Source organism: Atopococcus tabaci DSM 17538 (assembly GCF_000429585.1).
GTDB lineage: Bacteria > Bacillota > Bacilli > Lactobacillales > Carnobacteriaceae_A > Atopococcus > Atopococcus tabaci.
Genome location: NZ_AUCD01000001.1, coordinates 42,780 through 62,139, shown reverse-complemented (window position 1 = coordinate 62,139; position 19,360 = coordinate 42,780). Strand labels below are relative to the sequence as shown.

Annotated in this window: 15 protein-coding genes, 1 pseudogene and 1 riboswitch; all 16 genes and pseudogenes read right to left on the bottom strand. The window is 43.9% G+C overall.

Annotation, left to right across the window (positions count from 1 at the left end; translation table 11 throughout):
• Nucleotides 1–39 precede the first annotated feature (39 nt).
• Nucleotides 40–1,479 (bottom strand): RecQ family ATP-dependent DNA helicase, encoded by a 1,440-nt coding sequence (locus G470_RS0100290; RefSeq protein ID WP_028273079.1) that lies wholly within the window; start codon nucleotides 1,477–1,479, stop codon nucleotides 40–42.
• Nucleotides 1,457–2,542, bottom strand: coding sequence for a YpbB family protein (locus tag G470_RS0100285; RefSeq protein ID WP_028273078.1), 1,086 nt, complete (start codon nucleotides 2,540–2,542; stop codon nucleotides 1,457–1,459). The genes G470_RS0100290 and G470_RS0100285 overlap by 23 nt, the downstream gene beginning before the upstream one ends.
• 142 nt (nucleotides 2,543–2,684) lie before the next feature.
• Nucleotides 2,685–3,281, bottom strand: coding sequence for an ECF transporter S component (locus G470_RS0100280; protein ID WP_035444759.1), 597 nt, complete (start codon nucleotides 3,279–3,281; stop codon nucleotides 2,685–2,687).
• 178 nt (nucleotides 3,282–3,459) lie between these two features.
• Nucleotides 3,460–3,583, bottom strand: a riboswitch (FMN riboswitch).
• A gap of 69 nt (nucleotides 3,584–3,652) precedes the next feature.
• A complete protein-coding gene (locus G470_RS0100275; protein ID WP_035444758.1) occupies nucleotides 3,653–5,473 on the bottom strand; it encodes a HAMP domain-containing sensor histidine kinase in 1,821 nt (606 codons plus the stop codon).
• 11 nt (nucleotides 5,474–5,484) lie between these two features.
• Nucleotides 5,485–6,210, bottom strand: coding sequence for a response regulator transcription factor (locus G470_RS0100270; protein ID WP_028273075.1), 726 nt, complete (start codon nucleotides 6,208–6,210; stop codon nucleotides 5,485–5,487).
• A gap of 95 nt (nucleotides 6,211–6,305) precedes the next feature.
• Nucleotides 6,306–7,034: a pseudouridine synthase gene (locus G470_RS0100265; RefSeq protein ID WP_028273074.1), complete on the bottom strand. Its 729-nt coding sequence runs from the start codon at nucleotides 7,032–7,034 to the stop codon at nucleotides 6,306–6,308.
• A gap of 13 nt (nucleotides 7,035–7,047) precedes the next feature.
• Complete coding sequence (gene scpB, locus G470_RS0100260; RefSeq protein ID WP_028273073.1) at nucleotides 7,048–7,614, bottom strand: SMC-Scp complex subunit ScpB; 567 nt, start codon at nucleotides 7,612–7,614, stop codon at nucleotides 7,048–7,050.
• 35 nt (nucleotides 7,615–7,649) lie between these two features.
• Complete coding sequence (locus G470_RS0100255) at nucleotides 7,650–8,402, bottom strand: segregation and condensation protein A (protein WP_028273072.1); 753 nt, start codon at nucleotides 8,400–8,402, stop codon at nucleotides 7,650–7,652.
• 4 nt (nucleotides 8,403–8,406) lie between these two features.
• On the bottom strand, nucleotides 8,407–8,805 hold the full coding sequence (locus G470_RS0100250; RefSeq protein WP_028273071.1) for a GNAT family N-acetyltransferase: 399 nt from the start codon (nucleotides 8,803–8,805) through the stop codon (nucleotides 8,407–8,409).
• A gap of 220 nt (nucleotides 8,806–9,025) precedes the next feature.
• A complete protein-coding gene (locus tag G470_RS0100245) occupies nucleotides 9,026–9,868 on the bottom strand; it encodes a purine-nucleoside phosphorylase (RefSeq protein ID WP_420806579.1) in 843 nt (280 codons plus the stop codon).
• A 21-nt stretch (nucleotides 9,869–9,889) separates the two neighbouring features.
• Nucleotides 9,890–11,055 (bottom strand): annotated as a pseudogene (deoB, locus tag G470_RS12190) (phosphopentomutase).
• A gap of 28 nt (nucleotides 11,056–11,083) precedes the next feature.
• Nucleotides 11,084–11,974 carry a site-specific tyrosine recombinase XerD gene (gene xerD / locus G470_RS0100235; protein ID WP_028273069.1) on the bottom strand — a complete coding sequence of 297 codons (891 nt, stop codon included), beginning with the start codon at nucleotides 11,972–11,974 and terminating at the stop codon, nucleotides 11,084–11,086.
• Between the two features lie 83 nt (nucleotides 11,975–12,057).
• Nucleotides 12,058–12,948: a CvfB family protein gene (locus G470_RS0100230; RefSeq protein WP_028273068.1), complete on the bottom strand. Its 891-nt coding sequence runs from the start codon at nucleotides 12,946–12,948 to the stop codon at nucleotides 12,058–12,060.
• 175 nt (nucleotides 12,949–13,123) lie between these two features.
• Nucleotides 13,124–14,881, bottom strand: a complete 1,758-nt coding sequence (gene pyk / locus G470_RS0100220; protein WP_028273067.1) for a pyruvate kinase — start codon at nucleotides 14,879–14,881, stop codon at nucleotides 13,124–13,126.
• A 26-nt stretch (nucleotides 14,882–14,907) separates the two neighbouring features.
• A complete protein-coding gene (gene pfkA / locus G470_RS0100215; protein ID WP_028273066.1) occupies nucleotides 14,908–15,870 on the bottom strand; it encodes a 6-phosphofructokinase in 963 nt (320 codons plus the stop codon).
• 153 nt (nucleotides 15,871–16,023) lie between these two features.
• Nucleotides 16,024–19,347 carry a DNA polymerase III subunit alpha gene (gene dnaE / locus G470_RS0100210; protein WP_028273065.1) on the bottom strand — a complete coding sequence of 1,108 codons (3,324 nt, stop codon included), beginning with the start codon at nucleotides 19,345–19,347 and terminating at the stop codon, nucleotides 16,024–16,026.
• Between the last annotated feature and the right edge of the window lie 13 nt (nucleotides 19,348–19,360).

The following is a 19,360-nucleotide window of genomic DNA, read 5'->3' as shown; positions in this document are numbered from 1 at the left end:
ATATTGTAACATAATTGCAATATAAATGGAGAGTGTATTTTAAATATGGAATAATTTTTCGAGTATAATTGACCAATTTTCGTCACGTTTTCGATGTCTTAAATAATCATCGGAAGAATCTTGGAACTCCTTCAAAAAATCAGGGTCGCAACTTGAACAGCACGCACCTGGTTGATCCGACTCGACAGCTTCATCAAAGTATGCCAGCAAAAATTTCCTTTTGCATTGAGTTGTATGGACATAACGCAGCATAAAATCCAACTGCATCCACTTGAATTTTTTTCTGTACTCGATTTGTTCCTTTGCTTTTTCAAAAGAGAATCCTACTTTTTTGTAATGAAGAGCGATCTCTTCTCTGGTGTCTTCCGCGATTCGCTTCTCATGCTCTTTTCCTGCATAGACCTGCATCAAATGATGTTCTTCAGGCAAAGAGTTTTCCTGCAGGTGCATTTGGATATATTGATCCCCTTCCTCAAAGAGCAAAATCGCTGCACTTTCTTTGCCGTCCCTGCCACAGCGGCCAATTTCTTGCATATATGCTTCAGGGTTCGCCGGCATGTGGTAATGAATGACGAATCGGATGTTTTGTTTGTTCACACCCATTCCAAAAGCGCTGGTGGCGCAGATAACGTCCAATTCATCATTCAAAAATTGTTCTTGAATTTTCACCTTATCTTCTGCAGGAATATCTGCATGGTACGTTTCAACCTGAAGAGAGGTTTCTGCTTGAAGTTTTCGAGCTGTTTCATCCGCGGTTTTTTTGCTGGAAAAATAAACAATCCCCGGTTTTTTCAAGTATTGGACATAATGAAGCAGCCTTTCTTGTTTGTTATTCCGGCAAATTTCAGTATGCATTTTAATGTTGTGGCGATCGATAGGATAAGCCACTTCTTGTGTTGTAGATTCGTTCATTTTCAGCGACCGCTTGATTTGTCCCCTAACTTGTTTGGTGGCTGTGGCGGTGAGGGCCATTGTGAGCGGAAAACCCAGTTCCTCACGTGCTCGTCCAAGAAGCAAATATTCTGGACGGAAATCTAATCCCCATTGTGAAATACAGTGGGCTTCGTCCACCACAAAAAGTCGGATGGGACACTTTTTCAATCGGTTCAACACATGCGAGTACTGCAGCATCTCTGGGGAGAGAAACAAAAAACGTAGCTCATGTAAATGGTCCAATACCCACCGTTTTTCCCCACTGGTCAGAAGACTGTTTAAGGCTGCCACTCTCTTTTCTCCCATACGTTTCATTCCGGACACTTGATCCTGCATCAATGACAACAACGGGGAAACAATGAGAGTCAGTCCTCCCAAATAGTATCCAGTCAATTGATAGCAAACGGATTTTCCGGTACCAGTAGGAAGCATGACCACTGTGTCCTTTCCGTTCAGTGCAGAAAAAATGGCTTCCTCTTGGCCGGGACGGAAGGTCTCATGCCCAAATTTTTCTTCAAGCAGTTCATACACTCGATTCCGTTGCATCTTTTCGCTTCCTCTCAATTTGTACTAAACGATAACAGTAAAACGGAAGATCATTCATCCGTTCAGACAATTTTTTGTAGGGAATGTCCGTTGTTTTTTCCATCTCTTGGTGCAAAAAATGCCAAACTGACTGGGGAACATATTGTTCAATAGGAAAATGCGGATTCACAATGGCCAGTTCAATGATATGCTCGTGCACAGTTCCCAGTTTTAATTTTCTCTTCTGAGCGATCTCTTCGAGCGGATAGTCCTGTTGTAAATACTGACCTGTAATCCATACACTTTCCGAAAGACCTTCGTATGTCTCTTTATCGGTTTGAGTATACAAAGATGCAAACAAAGGAAAAAGCGCAGTATTTTCTTCAATCAACGTGTACGCGGCATGGAGAGCGTTCAATATAAAGAATTCCATCTCTTCCGTCTCCATGTTCAGGCGCTGGGCCGTTTGATGATGAGTGGCCCCGATTTGACCGTGACCGGTCAGCCTCATGGCCAATGCATTCGCCATTCGCGGTTCCATTCGCTCAAAGAGTTGTTTCCATTCCACCACAAGTTGTCTGGTTGTATCTTTTTCCAAAGGGGCGAATTTTTTTATCCATTGTTTGCACCAACGCTGGTGCGCATAGTTTTTGATTACGGGAGTATATTGGCGGTTTCCATAACTTTTCTCAGAGAAAATTTGAGTCACCAACTGCATTCGTTCCCACAGTGGTTTCGTAAGGTTGCCGTAGCGCAGGGATTGAAGATGTGCAGGGAAATGATGTTCCTTAAAGTATGTTTCCACTTCTTGTTTCCCTGTACTGGTCAGTTGATAAAAGGATTCTTCCACTCTCTCCAGCCATCCTTGGCGGCTTGCGGCCACGATCAACGCTTCAAACTCTTTCCTGGTCAAAGATTCACTGAGAGAAAAATAATTCAAGAGATTTTTTTCCAAAGCTTGATACAACGTAGACGCTGTCCTTTTTCCAGTCAAGATGTGATACAGCTGAGCGGTTTTAAGGTGTGGCGATCGCTGGAAGAGGGATAAGATAAAGTAACTGAGATAAGTAGCACGGCTTGACATAGCAAAGCTCCTTTGAGTAAAACTTGTCTTTCATTTATTGTAGTTATTTTAGCTTCAGTATACTACATCCAATATAATATTAGTCGGTTCATATTTAAATACGCAAAAACCGGAACTTTCATTTCGAAAGTCCGGTTTTTTATTAAGCGATGCGTTCTTTTTGACTGATGCCAAATCTCTTTTTGTTTTTTGCAATCCAAGGATAAAGTTTGGCGCTCACTGCGAAAAAGGCGGCGGCAACAATCGGCCCTTTCAATAAATTAAACGGGATAACTGCCAGCAGCAAGTATTCTCTCATCGGGCCGACATCAAAGTTCATCAACGCCATGTACAACGGGGCCAGGACAACCCAGTTGAGTAAGGATAACACAACGGTCAAGGTCAGCGTCCCCGCTGCGGAAGCGATAACCTTGTTTTTGAAACTTGTGCCTTGTTTTTTCAATAAGAAATACAAAGGCAATGTGTATGAGACCGATGCGATGAATGCAGCAGCGTCTCCAATAGGGATACCTGCTTCCCCACCGGTTTGCGCATAATGAATCAACGAACGTAGAAAGGCGATGAGAATACCCCCTCCTGGTCCATACATGTACATCCCAATCATCACCGGAACATCACTGAAATCGATTTTCAAAAATGGGACGGCCGGCAGAATGGGAAATGAAAATTGCGAAATGACGAAAGCAACCGAAGCCAGCATCGCAATTCCAACCATTCTTTTTGTCTTACTGTTACTCATCACATAATCCTCCTATAGGATTCATGCAAAAGGGGTGGCTCACAGGGCGGTTTTAATTCTCTGCAGCCCTAATTCCTGTTGTCAAATTTTTGAAGTGAAACCAAAAAAAGCCCTGTTGGTCCCACTCCAGGTAACAACAGGGCTTTAGAGGACAAATTATTTTATGCCGCCCAAAAAAGCCCATCTTCTTTATCCAGACTTTACTGTCGGTACTGGAATCACACCAGTTCGGCTGATTGTCGCCAATCAGTTCGTGGACTATACCACCGGTCGGGAATTACACCCTGCCCCTGAAGATGAATCTTGCTTATGTTTTACAAGTACTATTATATCTCTACTTCGAATAAAAAGCAACAGCTTTTTTCAATGTTTCACTCTGTTCTGTTTTCTTCCCACTTTTCAATATAAGGAAGATGGATGAAGAAGGACGTCCCTTTGCCAAATTCACTTTTCACTTCGATAAAACCTTCATGAGCTTCAACGATGTTTTTGACAAGAGACAGCCCGATTCCGGTTCCGCGTTTATTGCTTATTTGGTTTTCTCTTGATTTATCCGCTTTATAAAAGCGATCAAAAACAAATGGAATATCTTCTGCAGGTATACCGCTGCCGTTATCATGCACTTCCAGCACCACCTCATCCACCAGTGTATCAAACTTGGCGTGAAGAGTGACTTTTCCACCTTCGCGTGGGTGCGCCATTTGTGTATGGCGGATGGCATTATTTAATAGGTTTACAAACACCTGGTCCATCTTATCACGGTCCATATAGCAATTGACCACGTCTTCAGAAACGTCGTATGCCAATTGGATTCGTGCTTCATCCGCCATTGTTTTGAAGCGGGAAACCAGACGGGAGAAGTAATCACCAATATCAACCATCTCTTTGTGTAAGTCAATATATCCAGCTTCCATCCTGGATAAGTCTAGCATTTCATTTACCATGCGGTTCATCCGCTCCGCTTCATCCCGGATAATGGAGGCCATTTCTTTCTTTTCCTCCACCGACTCAGCCACATCATCCAATATGGCTTCGCTGTAACCTTGCACCATCACGAGCGGCGTCCGGAGTTCATGTGAAATGTTGTTGATGAAATCCACTCTGGTCTTATCCAGCCGATGTTCTTGCGTCAAATCCTGAATGGATACAATATTTCCTCGAATATGCTGCGTGTCTTCTTCCGAAACCGGAAAGACGTTGATGGAATAAAAATTGTCATTTAATTCCATCGCAAAATGAATGGTGGTCATATGTTCCACCGCTTCTTTTATTCTGTTCTCCAACTCATTTCCTGCTTCTTCCGGGTACTTTTCCTTATAAAGCCTGTATTGCTGCAAAAAGAGTTCCCCAGCAGGGTTGGACTGCAGCAAGGTCCCATCTTTATCGTAGTACAGTACACCCGTATCAATGCTGTTCATAATATTTGCAAGCAGGTTTCTTTCCTGCGAAATGGCTGTCGCGGACGTCTCCAAGGCGTTCCCCATTTTATTCATCGCCATGGCTAATTGAGCCAAATCGTCACGCCCATGGATAGGCACTTCTTTACGGAAATCATTTTTCGCATACAGAAAAGCCGTTTCAGTCATCTCATGAAGAGGATCTGAAATTGTTTTTTTCAAATAAAAGAAATACAACACCGATAAAAAGAGGTAAACAACGATCAACCAACCTAATATAGTGTTGGTGCGTTTTTCAATCTCATTCAAAAACGCTACATCTGCATAAGAGTACAATGTATACTCCGTGCCATTGACTTCAAAAGGAAAGACGCGAAAAACAAACGGCACCCGTCCTTGATTCTCTACCTGCAGGGTGGAATGAATCATTCCTCTTTCATTGCTTTCAATTATTTCCACCGCTGATTCATTTTGAAACAATTCGGTTCTGAATTCTGAAGGAAGTTCCTCAAAAAGTTCTCCATATTCCACAGAATTCTCTTCTTCAGAGCGAACATCGTAATAGATCTTTGATTCAATCAAGCCATAATCTTCAATGCTGTTTATTAAAAAATGTGGATCCCTCCAGCTCAGGGTTTCCACATTTTCAATAATCTGGTTAAAGTCTTTCAAATACATGTCTTCAACTTGTTCGGAATAGAACAAGCCGTAAAATAGCGAGGTCGCTAAAAATGAAAACAAAATAAAACCAATAGTATAAATCCATAGTCGAACAGCTACAATATTGACATTCATAAAGAATTCACCTACTCATCGTCAGCAGGCGGACAGGAATTTAACTTATAGCCAAGTCCCCAAACTGTTTCAATCATTTTTGCTGCTTTAGGGGATTTCTTGGATAATTTTTCCCGAAGTCGTTTGATGTGGGTGTCGACCGTTCTTAGATCCCCAAAGAACTCGTATTTCCATACTTCCCGCAACAACTGCTCTCTTCCAAAAATTTGGTCGGGTGAAGACATTAAATAGAGCAACAAATCGTACTCTTTCGGTGTCAAATTGACTTGTTGGCCGTCTGCTAAAACCCGGTGAGCTTGGTTGTCCACTTCCAAGTGCGGAAGTTTGATGACATCCAAATCATCTGCTTCTTTTGTACTTTCCGGCTGTGTTCGTCTTAAAATGGCGCTTACACGCAATACAATCTCGCGTGGACTGAACGGTTTGACAATATAATCATCCGCGCCCACTTCCAATCCTTGAATCCGGTTTGCTTCTTCCCCTTTTGCAGTCAGCATCATGATTGGGGTGTTTTTTTCTTCGCGCAGAGCTTGAGCGACATCAATCCCATCCATTTTAGGAAGCATCAAGTCTAGTAAAATCAAATCATAATCATTGTTCATCGCCATATTTAAAGCAGCTTCGCCATCTGCTGCTTCCTCAATGGTATAATTTTCTTTTTCCAGATACATTTTTAACAGTCTTCTGATACGGTCTTCATCATCGACCACTAGTATGGTTTTGTTTTCTTCGGCCAATTCCTACACTCCTTTACGAACCATGATTGGCATGTCTCAAATATGATTATACAAGAGAAATCAAGGGTGCGCCAATGATAGGTCACTGGGCTCTCTTATTTTTGGCTGCTCTTTGCCAAACGTATCAATTCATTTACTTCGAAAGGCTTTAATTCACGCCATTCTCCAGATTGCAATCCGCCCAAAGTCAAGGAACCATAAGTTTCTCTCTTTAACTTCATGACTGGGTGCTTGACCGCTTCAAACATTTTTTTCACTTGCTGATTTCGGCCTTCATGGATGGTCAGCTCCACCATCGTTGTTTCTTTTTTGTAGTCTTGAGATAAAATTCGTCCTTTTGCGGGTGCGGTTCGTTTCCCGTCAATCACCACACCTTTTTCTAGTTGGCGCAAAGTTTGTTTGTTTAAGATTCCTTTCACTTTAGCCACATAGGTTTTATCAATTTCGAACCGAGGATGCATCAATAGATTCGCAAATTCCCCGTCATTCGTAAGAATCAATGCTCCTGTTGTGTCATAATCCAACCGTCCGATCGGATAAATCCTTTGCGGAATCTCAGGCAACAAATCGACGACTGTCTTTCTGCCTTTTTCGTCGGACACAGAAGAGATGACGCCACGAGGCTTGTTCAATAAAAAATAAACGGGATGTTCCCGCTCAACTACTATCCCGTCTACTGCAATTGTATCTTGGCGGCTAACTTTGGTGCCCATATCCGTGACGATTTCTCCATTCACGGTCACCCGTCCTTCAGCAATCAGCTGTTCAGATTTTCTTCGTGAAGCCACGCCGGCATGCGCCATCACTTTTTGTAAACGCTCCATTTATTCATCTCCTTTACTCTTCAAACGTCTTCTGAAACGTTTCGAAAAATAAGTTATCTTCTTTTTCTTCTTCGTCGATAGACAATTCTGGCAGTTCTTCCAAACTCTTCAAGCCAAAATAGTCCAAAAATGCGTCTGTCGTCCCATACAAAACCGGTCTGCCAGGAGTTTTTAACCTTCCTTTTTCAGCTATCAATCCATGCAGCGACAGCTTTTGGACGGCTCCTGAAGACTGAACACCTCGAATTTCATCAATTTCCATCCGAGTGACCGGTTGTTTGTACGCAATAATGGATAGCACTTCCAATATTGCTTTTGTCAGATTCCCACTCGCCGGGGAATGCGCATAACTTTTAACCACTTCTGCGTATTCTTTTTTCGTTACCAATTTAAATCTTTTTGCAGTGTCGATGACGCTCAACGCGCAACTTTCCCGTGAGAGGTATTGTTCTTTCAGCTCATGGAGAGCCTGCATCACTTCATCTTCAGAAATTTCAAGGAGTCGTGACAATTCATCTGCCCGTACTCCTTCTTCACCTGCAACAAATAATATAGCTTCTATTGACGCTAAACGATTCATCATCAACGTTCCTTCTATCTTTCGAACTGATTGTTTTACCCTTGCGCGCTATAAAAAGAGAGAACAATGTCCCCATAGCTCTCTTCTTGTTCAGCTTGGATTTTATTTTCTTTCACCAATTCCAACAGCGCCAGGAAAACTGTGACTACTTCTCTTTTATTGGGAGACTCGAACAGTTCAGCAAAAAACACTTTCCCTTTATCTGAACTTCTTAATCTCTCCTCTATTAGATCCATTTTTTCATGTATGGACACTTCTTCCGCTTCCACTACTTTGGGAGGCGCCTCTGCTATCGATTTTCGCTTCAGGACATTCGCAAAAGCCATCATTAATTCGTTCATCCCAGCCTGGTTCGGTCGCAACTGAACATTGACTTGGTATTGAGACAAATCAGACGGCTCCTTCGAATACAACAGTCGACGCTCTTGTTGTTTTTCATCCAATTGCTGAGCAGCACGTTTAAATGCTTGGTATTCCAACAGCATTGCCGTCAGCGACTCTCTCGGATCTTCTTCAGTCAAAAACGCTTCTTCCTCGAATTCATCGATTGCTTCTTTCCTCGGGAGCAGCATGGCACTTTTGATGGACATCAAAGTAGCAGCCATGACCAGGTATTCTCCGGCGATATCCAATTGCAGCTCTTTCATCGCATGAATGTATTCCATATATTGAGATGTGACTTCAGCAATGGGAATATCGTAAATATCCAATTCCAATTTCTGAATCAGGTGCAACAATAAATCAAGCGGCCCCTCAAACACATCGGTTTTCACCGTCAAATCAGACATCTCTTCACTCCTTAATCGGACTGGCCGAGTTGTCTTGTTTCAACCGGGCACTCTCTTGTTGCCATTTGGTTACCAAAGAAACCGTCTCTAAGGTTCCTGAAATCTTTTTCGGTGCAAATTGTTCTGAAACTGCATCCAGTATTTTGAAGGACAATTTTTCATTTCGGTACGATGGATTGATTGCAATGTGTCTCATCAACACAACTGCATCCTCTTCTTCAATCCCTATGACAGCAACCAGATCATTTGTTTCTTGACTTCTCCATAAAAAAAGTCTGCGGCTGTCTTCCTTTTGATACCATTCCATTTCAGATATTAAGCGTTGGGTATCTTTTAAATCAGGAACAAAAGAAAGCAAGCCCATTGCAATTTTTTGATAATCTGATTTGTATTCGACTAGCATTGTTCCCCTCCAATTAAAGGTAGAGCTGACACCATTTTAGGCATCCTCTAAAATCACTTTCTATACTTTAACACAAACAATCCCCTTTCACAATTGCTCTCGGGGGCTGAGAGCAGTTTGTTTGCGCGGGACACAGATGTGTTTTGTTTCATTATGAAGGGAATCGATAAAAACAGCAGAAAGAAGGGAACTTGACTGTGATCAAGCTCCCTCAAAATAGTTACATGTTTTCTGGCATCGCACGGACTGTTTCTTTAACGACTTGTTTAAATGTTTCTTTCACTCGTTGAGTGGTTTCCACGACTTCTTCGTGATTTAATTCCGCTTGCATTCCAGCAGCCAGGTTGGTAATACAGGAGATCCCTGCTACTCGCAACCCAGTGTGACGAGCGACAATCACTTCAGGAACCGTGGACATTCCGACAGCGTCCGCTCCGAGTGTCCGAGCCATACGCACTTCTGCAGGCGTTTCGTATGTTGGACCAGAGAAGGCCATATACACGCCCTCACGAAGGGTGACATCCAAGCCACCAGCCACGTCTTTAATGATTTCTTGATAAGCAGGATCATAGGCGTTAGACATGTCAACGAAGCGTGGGCCTTGTGTGTCATCGTTCGGGCCGATCAATGGATGGTCTCCCAGGTAATTGATATGGTCTGTTATCAGCATCAATTCTCCCGGAGTAAACGTCTCATTGACGCCTCCAGCCGCATTCGTAACCACCAGTGAGTGCACACCTAATGCTTTCATCACCCGTACAGGGAAAGTCACTTCTTGGAGGGAATAGCCCTCATAGTAATGGAAACGGCCTTGCATAGCCACGACTTGTTTGTCTCCAATTGTTCCGTAGACCAATTGGCCGGCATGGCCGGCAACTGTGGAAACTGGAAATCCTGGAATGTCTTCATATGGCACTGCCACTGAGTTTTCGGCTTCATCGGCCAATTCGCCCAAACCGGAACCAAGAATCAAACCGACTTTAGGTGCGGTGATTCCTTGTTCACGCAAATAATCTGCTGCTTTGTTGATTTTTTCCGTCATTGCATGTGTGTTTTGTCCCATTATGCTGCTCCTCATCTACTTTTATTTCAAATCTGTCAAAAAACTTTCGCCGAATCCCGTGTTTTGTACCCCGAAATTCTCTGCAATGGTTGCACCGATATCAGCGAAAAATCCTTGTTCCAATCGTCCACGTTCTTTCATGGAAGGAGAGTATACCATCAACGGTACATATTCACGCGTGTGATCCGTTCCTGGGAAAGTCGGGTCGTTTCCATGGTCTGCTGTAATGATCAGCAAGTCGTTGTCATCAAGTTTTTCCATTATTTCCGGAAGGCGGGCGTCAAATTCTTCCAGTGCCTCGCCGTACCCTGCCACATTTCTACGGTGTCCGAATTTCGCATCAAAGTCAACCAGGTTGGTGAAACTCAACCCGTGAAACTCTTTGTCCATGACTTGCAACAGTTTGTCCACACCGTCCATATTGCTTTCTGTACGCACGGACTCTGTGATTCCCTGTCCATTGAAGATATCATTGATTTTCCCAACAGCAACGACATCTTTCCCGCCTTCTTTCAAATAATCCAGCACTGTTTTTCCAAATGGATCGAGAGCATAATCATGACGGTTGCTGGTCCGGGTGAAGTTGCCTGGTTCCCCAACGTACGGACGGGCAATGATTCGGCCGATCATATATGGTTCGTCAGCGGTAATTTCACGTACGTATTCACAGATAGAAACAGTTCATCCAAAGGAATGATGTCTTCATGAGCCGCAATCTGCAGGACAGGATCCGCTGATGTATAGACAATCAAATCTCCTGTTTCCATTTGATGCGCTCCATATTCATCGATGATTTCAGTCCCGCTTGCCGGTTTGTTTCCGACAATTTTCCGGCCGGTATGTTCTTCAATTTGTTGGATCAAGTCATCGGAAAATCCATCTGGAAATACACGAAATGGTTTCTGGATATTCAATCCCATGATTTCCCAGTGTCCGGTCATGGTGTCTTTCCCTACGGAGACTTCTTCTAATTTTGTGTGGTATCCCAAGCTCTCAGCATCTTTTTTGACGCCCTTTAATGATTCAATGTTTCCTAAACCTAAACGCTCCATGTTCGGAACAGTCAAGCCGACACGTTCAGCGATATGTCCTAATGTGTGGGCACCTTTGTCACCGAACTTTTCCGCATCGGGCGCTTCGCCAATTCCGACTGAATCTAATACAATCAAGTGTACACGTTTATACATGCAAACAGCCTCCTTCAATTATAGGTCCTCAAGCTCTTGGATGATACGTTTTGTATACAGAGGACAAACGGTGCTTAGTGATATGCGTATAAATTTGGGTAGTGGAAATATCTGAATGCCCCAAAAGTTCTTGCACAACTCTTAAATCTGCGCCGTTTTCCAATAAATGGGTTGCAAAAGAATGACGCAACGTATGTGGGGTCACTTCTTTTTTTATGCAGGCTTTCCGCACCAAAGCTTTCAAGTTTTTCCATACACCTTGCCTAGACAAGCTTTTCCCCCGGTGGTTCAAAAACACATACGGAGATTCCTGCCCTCTTTGTTCTAACTTGCTCCGGCTGTAAGTCAAGTACTCTTCCAACCATTTAATCGCGGTTCCGCCAATAGGAATGATACGCTCTTTGTCGCCTTTTCCTTTTGTTTGGATCAATCCCATGGACAGATGCAAATCGTCCATCTTTAGATTAGTCACTTCAGACACCCGTAGCCCCGTTGCATACATGACCTCTAAAATTGCCCGGTCTCTTAGTCCAAGTTTTGAAGAAGTGTCCGGTGCTTCAATCAATCGTTCCACTTCAGAAGCGGATAATATTTTAGGAAGCTTCTGTGCTTTCTTCGGTGTATCGATATGCAGCATCGGGTCCAGCGCCATAACATTTTCTTGATGGAGATACTGATGAAACTTCCGCAAACTAGACACCATCCGAATGATTGTATTCGAAGACTTGTTTTCTTCCTTCAAACTTTGAAGGAAAGACAGCACAAAGAAACGATCTACTTCATTCCAATCTTTTTTGCCGTCTTTCTTCAAAAAGTCAATGTATTGAGATAAATCCCGCCGGTAACTCTCAATGGTGTTCGCGGACAATCCACGTTCAATCTGTAAATAAGTGACATATTCTTCCAATACTTCTTCCATCTGTCTCATCTCTTCCACTTGTAATCATGCAAGATTTTCTGAATAAAACGCTACTTTCAGTTTAGTCCACGGCCCATCGTTTTTCAACCGTTCGAATTGTCTTTTTCTTCTTGTGGCTGCTCATTTAAAATCGTGTAACCTGCTTCTTGTCGAACCAGTTTTTGTTTCATCAATCTTCCAAGCGAACGCTTGAATTGTGCTTTACTGATGCCGAACTGTTTTTTTATGTCTTCCGGGCTGCTTTTATCTGTGTAAGGAATTCGGTTTTCTTTCGAGCGTTTTACCACTTCCAAAATCATGGCCGCATCGTCTTCCAATACTTCGTATGCACGTGGCATCAAGGACAGATTCAGTGTGCCGTCCTCTTTCACATCAATGACGCGTCCTTTTATCACTTCTCCCAAACGCGGCTCACGCTCGCGTTCGGAGGGATGAACAAACCCCAAGTAGCCTTCATCCGTGAAGACATAAGTGCCTACCAACTTAGGGTGATAGACGGTGCCGGCGATGTCTTTATTCCGCATCTCTTTACCCGCTTTTCGGGCCAATCCATCAAAGATACTGTCATCTGCCAATTTGCCCCACATCCGTTCTTGATCGTCTACAGAAAGACTGATCAACAACCAGTCCCCTTTTTTCGGCCAAATGTCTTTTTCATTCGGAAGGTCATCCATTGACACAACCACATCTTTGTCCGGCAGGCCGATATCTACGAATACCCCTAAATCTGTCTGGCTGCGGACTACCTCTCCCCATCCATATCGTCCAATCATAGAATTTGGAAGTTCAGGAGTCAATTTATACCGTCCGTCTTTCCCGACGTAAGCAAACCCTTCCACTGCATCTCCTAATTGGTAGAGGGAAAGATTTTCCGCCACCAATCGATACGTCACACCTGCTTTTTGCACAAAGACCGCTTTTTCATTCTTATCCGTCACAATGCCGGTGATTATTTTTCCTACTGATTCATTCATCTATATTGTCTCCTTTTACATCTTCTTTGATGTTTCTATTATACAGAAAAGCAGCCATGGGAGACAGAAACTTAATCAGGTTTACCATAATTCGCTTATGTAAACTTGTTTTAAGGTTCAGCAATAAAAAAAGAGGTTTGAAGGACAGCCCCTCAAACCTCTTTAACAAAACTGCTTAAATCGCTGTAGCTGCACCACGGTAAACAATACCACGACGAGAATCAACAGTGATCAATTCATCGTCTTGGATGGATTGAGTCGCATTTTCTGCGCTGACAATCACTGGAATTCCCATTGCGATTCCAATGACTGCGGCATGACTAGTCAATCCGCCTTGCTCTACGACGATAGCAGATGATTTTTCGATAGCAGGCAAGTATTCACGATCAGTGTTTTTCACGACCAATACGCCGCCTTCTACTGCTTTAGCATTTGCTTCTTCTGCACTTGAAGCAACGATTGCTTTTCCGATAACTGTGTCGGATCCAACGCCTTGGCCTTCTACCAAACGAGAGCCAATCATTTGAATCTTCATGACGTTTGTAGTACCGCGTTCGCCTACTGGAACCCCTGCAGTGATCAAAATCAATTCGCCTTCTTTAGCGAAACCTTTGTCCACAGTGATTTGGGTAGCTAAGTTGAACATTTCGTCTGTGCTGGTTGGTTTTTCTGTGATTGTTGGAATAACGCCCCATTGAAGAGCCAATCCACGGTATGTCTCTTCTGAGAAAGTAACGGCAACAATGTTGGCTTTTGGACGATATTTAGAAATCATACGGGCAGTGTGGCCGGATTCAGTTGCTGCAACAATGGTTTGGATGTTCAAGTTGCGGGCAGTGTGGCCGACAGCTTGTCCGATGGCTTCAGTCATATCTGTTTGATCGTATGCTTTCAATGCAAAAGCGTCATTGCCCAACAAAGCTTCTTCTGTACGAACTGCGATGTTGGCCATCGTTTGAACCGCTTCAACCGGATAGTCTCCAGCAGCTGTTTCACCAGAAAGCATGATAGCGTCTGTTCCATCAAAGATAGCGTTCGCCACGTCACTTGCTTCTGCACGTGTTGGACGTGGGTTTTGTTGCATTGATTCCAACATCTGAGTTGCAGTGATGACCGGTTTGCCGGCTGCGTTACATCTTTTGATCATGTCTTTTTGAACAATCGGAACTTCTTCTGCAGGAATTTCTACCCCAAGGTCTCCACGGGCAACCATCAATCCGTCAGAAACTTTAAGAATTTCTTCTAAGTTGTCGACACCTTCTTGGTTTTCAATCTTAGGAATGATTTGAACATGCATTTTCCCATGTTTTTCAAGCAATTCTGTGATTTCCAACACGTCTTGTGGACGGCGGACGAAACTTGCCGCGATGAAGTCGATGTTGTTTTCAAGTCCGAATTCAATGTCACTGGCATCTTTTTCAGTGATACCTGGCAACTGAACAGATACACCCGGTACGTTTACACCTTTTTTGTTTTTCAAAACACCGGCGTTTTTGACCGTAGTCACAATTTCATTGTTTTCTTTGTCAATGTCAGTAACCAAAAGATCAATCAAACCATCATCCAAAAGGATGTGAGACCCAGGTTGAACATCGTTGATTAATTCACTGTAAGAGACAGAGAATTTTTCGCGGGTTCCTTCTACTTCTTCCATTGCCACACGGACAACATCGCCTTTTTCGAAAGAGACTTTTCCGTCTTTCATTGTGTGTGTACGGATTTCTGGTCCTTTGGTATCCAACAAAATGCCTACCATTTTACCGGTAATTTCTTGAGCTTTGCGGATGTTTTTGATACGAGCCAAATGCTCTTCGTGGTCACCGTGTGAGAAGTTCAAACGGGCAACGTTCATCCCTGCTTCAATCATTTTTACCAGTGTATCGACAGATTCACTGGCTGGACCTATCGTACAAACAACCTTTGTCTTTTTCATAAATGGTTCCCTGCCTTTTCATTTCCTTAATCGGAAATTTGTTTATTTAACTCGAATAATGATAAATCCGGTGTGTGTGTATGGTTTTCCAGAGTGTCGATGATGTCGTTAGCGACAATTTGATTGTTGACAATGCCTACACACAAACCGCCTTTGCCTTCTTTCAACAACTCTACTGCTTTTGCACCAAATGTACTTGCCAGCACACGGTCGCGTGCCGTTGGGGATCCACCCCGTTGGACGTGACCCAATTCGGTCACCCGGACATGGAAGTTTTCGATTTCTGCCAATTCAGCAGCAAAATCATTTCCTTTCATGACACCTTCAGCGAGCACGATGATGCTGTGCTTTTTCCCTTTTTGACGTCCTTCACGGATAGTGTCTGCCACTTCTACAATGCTGAAATCTTTTTCCGGAACGATGATTTGCTCGGCTCCTCCAGCGACGCCGGCCCACAGTGCGATATCTCCGGCATTGCGGCCCATCACTTCAACAATGAAGGTACGAACATGACTAGTTGCTGTATCTCGGATTTTGTCCAAGGAATCCAACACGGTATTGATGGCTGTGTCGAATCCGATACAAAAATCCGTTCCCGGGATATCATTGTCAATGGTTCCCGGAAGTCCAATCGTTGGATAGCCTCTTTTCGTCAAAGCATATGCTCCGCGATAAGATCCGTCTCCGCCGAGGACAACCAAGCCTTCGATGCCAAAACGATCCAGCTGTTCGATCGCTTTCATTTGCCCTTCTTCCGTGCGAAACTCCGGATAACGTGCAGAATAAAGGAAAGTTCCGCCTCGCGAAATTTTATCTGACACGTCTCTACGCGTCAACTTACGAATGTCTCCTGCCACTAGTCCAGCAAAACCATAGTTGATTCCGTAAACTTCTAATCCTTCATACAAACCTTTACGGACGACTGCTCGAACAGCGGCATTCATACCAGGTGCGTCTCCGCCACTGGTTAAAACCCCAATGCGCTTCATACATTTCCACCTCTATAACATTATTCTGTCGACCTCCAAAGCTAAGCTCAGAAGTCGACTTTTGCCAAACTACATAGTCATTCTATCACGTTTGAAAGCAGTTGTCTTACGAAATAGCAAGTTTTTTCATTTGTTTTCAGAAAAATGAGAAAACTATGAGAGAATGACGTTCTCTTTTCCGACTAATTGGGTTAACTCTTGTAGAAATTCTGTTGATCCGTTCACCCAGTACTCCCGCTTCATTCGATATTTCTGTCCTGAGTGTTGATGATAAAGAATGACCGGGATATTTCCAGAATGATTCTTTGTGATTTCTTGTATTTTTTCTGAAAAGTAATTGTTTTCTTCGGACTGGATGCGCACATAACAAGTGAGCGACGGGTTCTCCCGGCTCCACTTCTCGGGCTGAGAAACATGGTTGACAATCACTTTGATGTCGCCGCGGTCGAGCTCTGCTTTGCCTTCTACCACCACATTCGCCCCATCTTTGAGGTGTTGGCCGTACTTGCGGTATTGTTCTGGAAAGAAAGTCAATGAACAGTTGCCCGTAGCATCGCTTATGTCTGCAAACGCCATCGGCTCACCACGTTTTGTTTGGATTTTTTTCACTTCTTTGATAGTGCCCAACAGGCGCGCAGTTTGATTTTTTTTCAATTCTTGGATATACCTTAGCCGACCGGTCTCTCTTAAAGAATCATACTCTTCGCTAGGATGGCCGGAGAAATACATCCCGGTATATTGAAACTCTCCCTCCAGCTTTTCTTCTTGAGACAAATCCGGCACAGGCTCATATTTCGGTTCCAATACTTCAAACAACTCGGTATTGTCTCCACTCAGCTTTAAACTGGATAATATTCCTTCTAAGGAATGAACCAAGGTTGCCCGGTTGGAGCCCAATCCATCAAAAGCCCCACTGTAAATAAGCGGCAAAATATAGTCCGGTTTCCGCCAGCGTTTATCTGCTCGTTTCAAAAAATCAATCATGCTGTAGAACTTTCCACGGTTGTTTCGTTCCATCAGGATGTTGCGAATAAAGTCTTTTCGCAGCCCTTTAATTGCTTCAAGTCCGAACAGCATGCCGTTGTTTTGAACCGAAAAACCGGCTCCGCTGTTGTTGATGTCCGGCCCTAAAATTGCAACTCCTTTTTGTTTGGCCTCCAGTAAATACTCTCTCGCTTTTTCCCCGTTAGCCGGAGTGGATTTCAATAAAGCTGCAAAAAAAGCTACCGGATAGTGCGTCTTTAAGTAGGCCATCTGATAAGCGATAAGAGAATAAGCCACTGAGTGCGAGCGGTTAAACCCATAGTCTGCAAACCGTTCAATATAATTGTACACTTGTTCCGCCGTTCTCGTGTCGTACCCGCGTTCTTCGGCTCCTTTTTTAAAGTGTTCTCTCTCTTCATCAATCACTTTTCGGTCTTTTTTGCTGATGGCGCGTCTTAAAATATCCGCTTCTCCCAAAGAATAACCAGCCATTTTGGAGGCCACACGCATAATTTGTTCTTGGTAAACCATGACTCCATATGTCACACCTAAAATTTCTTCCAAATCAGGATGCGGATAAGAAATGGGCTCCTGTCCTTTTTTCCGCTTGATGAACACATCAATCTGTTCCATCGGGCCCGGACGGTAGAGCGCATTGACGGCAACGACGTCTTCAATAGTGGTAGGAGCAAGACGTTTCAACACGCGTCGGATGCCGTCCGATTCAAATTGAAAGATCCCGGAGGTATCTCCTTTTCGAAACAAATCCAACGTTGCATTGTCATTCAACGGAATGGTTCTTAAATCAATGTCCACTTTTTGGCCTTCTCGAAGGAAATGAAGCGTGTCGGCCAAAATCGTCAAGTTTTTCAGTCCTAAAAAATCCATCTTCAAGAGTCCGATGGTTTCCACATTCCCCATAGGGTACTGGGTCAACGGCAATTCTCCACTACCTTTTTGAAGAGGCACCAATTGCTGCAACGGCTGTTCGCTGATGACCACGCCCGCTGCGTGCGTTGATACATGCCTCGGCAAGCCTTCTATTTTTTTGGCCGTATCGTAAATTTTTCGATTTTGCTCTGACTGACGAATCAATTCGGATAACGCTTTAGATTCTTTCCATGCCCGTGACAGCTTCGTTCCCGGGAAAGAAGGGATGGCTTTGGACCAAGTAGACAGCTCTGCAGTCGTCAACCCGAAGACGCGGCCGGTGTCTCTGATTGCCTGCTTGGCTGCGAGTGTTCCAAACGTGGCAATCTGAGCCACGTGGTCTGATCCATATTTCTGTTTGACATATCTCAGTATCTGCTCTCTTTTGTCATCCGGAAAATCCAAGTCTATATCCGGAAGCGTATAGCGTTCTTCATTTAAAAACCGCTCAAACAGTAAGTCGTATTGAATAGGATCTACATCTGTGATACCCAGTGCGTAAGCAGCCAGTGACCCGGCTGCCGACCCCCTCCCGGCGCCGGTCAGTATCTGCTGTCTCCGTGCATACCGCATCAGGTCCCAAACGATGAGAAAATAATCAGAAAAACCCATTTTAATGATCACCGACAACTCTTTTTCCAATCGTTCCACATATCGCCTGTCCACATTTGAAACTCTTTGTTTCAAGCCTTCACCGCTGATTTGCTTCAAATATCGCTCACTGGTCACTCCTTCTTCCAACGGGTAACGGGGCAGCAAGGAGCGGTGGAGCGGCACAGTGACGTCAACCCGCTCTGCAATAGAAACTGTCGCTGCAGCTGCATCTTCCAATCCATGCTCAGAAAACACCTGTCTCATTTGATTGGATTCCGGCAAATAATACGTCCCCTTTTCTTCCACATCTTCTTCTAACTGCACACCTTCGTCGATTGCACGCAAAACTTGTACGGCAAAATGATCTTCCGCATCTGCGTATTGCACATCATGCATGCCAGCGAGGGGAATACTGATCTCTTTTGAAAGAGTTAACAGCAGCTCTTTGATGGGAAGAAGCGGCTGGTGCACTTGAACGCCCAAGTAAAAATGGTTGCTTGGAAACAGTGAATTCCATGTCTGCGCAATCTGCGCGGCCTCTTCTTCTCTTCCCTCAAACAAAGCCTGTTCAATTTCCCCTTCTCTTCCCGGGGTAATCGCAATCAGATGTTCTGTGTGAGGTCTAAGGCTCTCAGGAGAAAGCAATTGATTTTCTTCCAAAAGCATTTTTTGACTCGATAATTTTACCAGGGATTGGTAACCTTTCTCGTCCACCGCAAGCAGCACAATCGGAAATTCTTGATCGGTCTGCCGGATTCCGGCCAAATCAAGTGTCAGGCCTAAAATCGGTTTTATCGCTTCTTTTTTACAGTAGGTGTAGAAATCCACTAACCCATGCAGCACATTGCGGTCTGTTAAAGCGATGGCAGAATACCCTCTCTTTTTAGCCGCCTGAACCAATTGTTCAATCGTCAATGTACTTTGCAATAGACTGTAGGAACTGGTCACCTGGAGTTGAACAAATGACATCTTCTCACCTCTT

Bases quoted from the DNA above. Each gene is read 5' to 3' on its own strand.
- G470_RS0100290 (WP_028273079.1), bottom strand. From the start codon at position 1,479: ATGCAACGGAATCGAGTGTATGAACTGCTTGAAGAAAAATTTGGGCAT.
- G470_RS0100285 (WP_028273078.1), bottom strand. From the start codon at position 2,542: ATGTCAAGCCGTGCTACTTATCTCAGTTACTTTATCTTATCCCTCTTC.
- G470_RS0100280 (WP_035444759.1), bottom strand. From the start codon at position 3,281: ATGAGTAACAGTAAGACAAAAAGAATGGTTGGAATTGCGATGCTGGCT.
- G470_RS0100275 (WP_035444758.1), bottom strand. From the start codon at position 5,473: ATGAATGTCAATATTGTAGCTGTTCGACTATGGATTTATACTATTGGT.
- G470_RS0100265 (WP_028273074.1), bottom strand. From the start codon at position 7,034: ATGGAGCGTTTACAAAAAGTGATGGCGCATGCCGGCGTGGCTTCACGA.
- scpB (WP_028273073.1), bottom strand. From the start codon at position 7,614: ATGAATCGTTTAGCGTCAATAGAAGCTATATTATTTGTTGCAGGTGAA.
- G470_RS0100255 (WP_028273072.1), bottom strand. From the start codon at position 8,402: ATGTCTGATTTGACGGTGAAAACCGATGTGTTTGAGGGGCCGCTTGAT.
- G470_RS0100250 (WP_028273071.1), bottom strand. From the start codon at position 8,805: ATGCTAGTCGAATACAAATCAGATTATCAAAAAATTGCAATGGGCTTG.
- G470_RS0100245 (WP_420806579.1), bottom strand. From the start codon at position 9,868: ATGGGACAAAACACACATGCAATGACGGAAAAAATCAACAAAGCAGCA.
- xerD (WP_028273069.1), bottom strand. From the start codon at position 11,974: ATGGAAGAAGTATTGGAAGAATATGTCACTTATTTACAGATTGAACGT.
- G470_RS0100230 (WP_028273068.1), bottom strand. From the start codon at position 12,948: ATGAATGAATCAGTAGGAAAAATAATCACCGGCATTGTGACGGATAAG.
- pyk (WP_028273067.1), bottom strand. From the start codon at position 14,881: ATGAAAAAGACAAAGGTTGTTTGTACGATAGGTCCAGCCAGTGAATCT.
- pfkA (WP_028273066.1), bottom strand. From the start codon at position 15,870: ATGAAGCGCATTGGGGTTTTAACCAGTGGCGGAGACGCACCTGGTATG.
- dnaE (WP_028273065.1), bottom strand. From the start codon at position 19,347: ATGTCATTTGTTCAACTCCAGGTGACCAGTTCCTACAGTCTATTGCAA.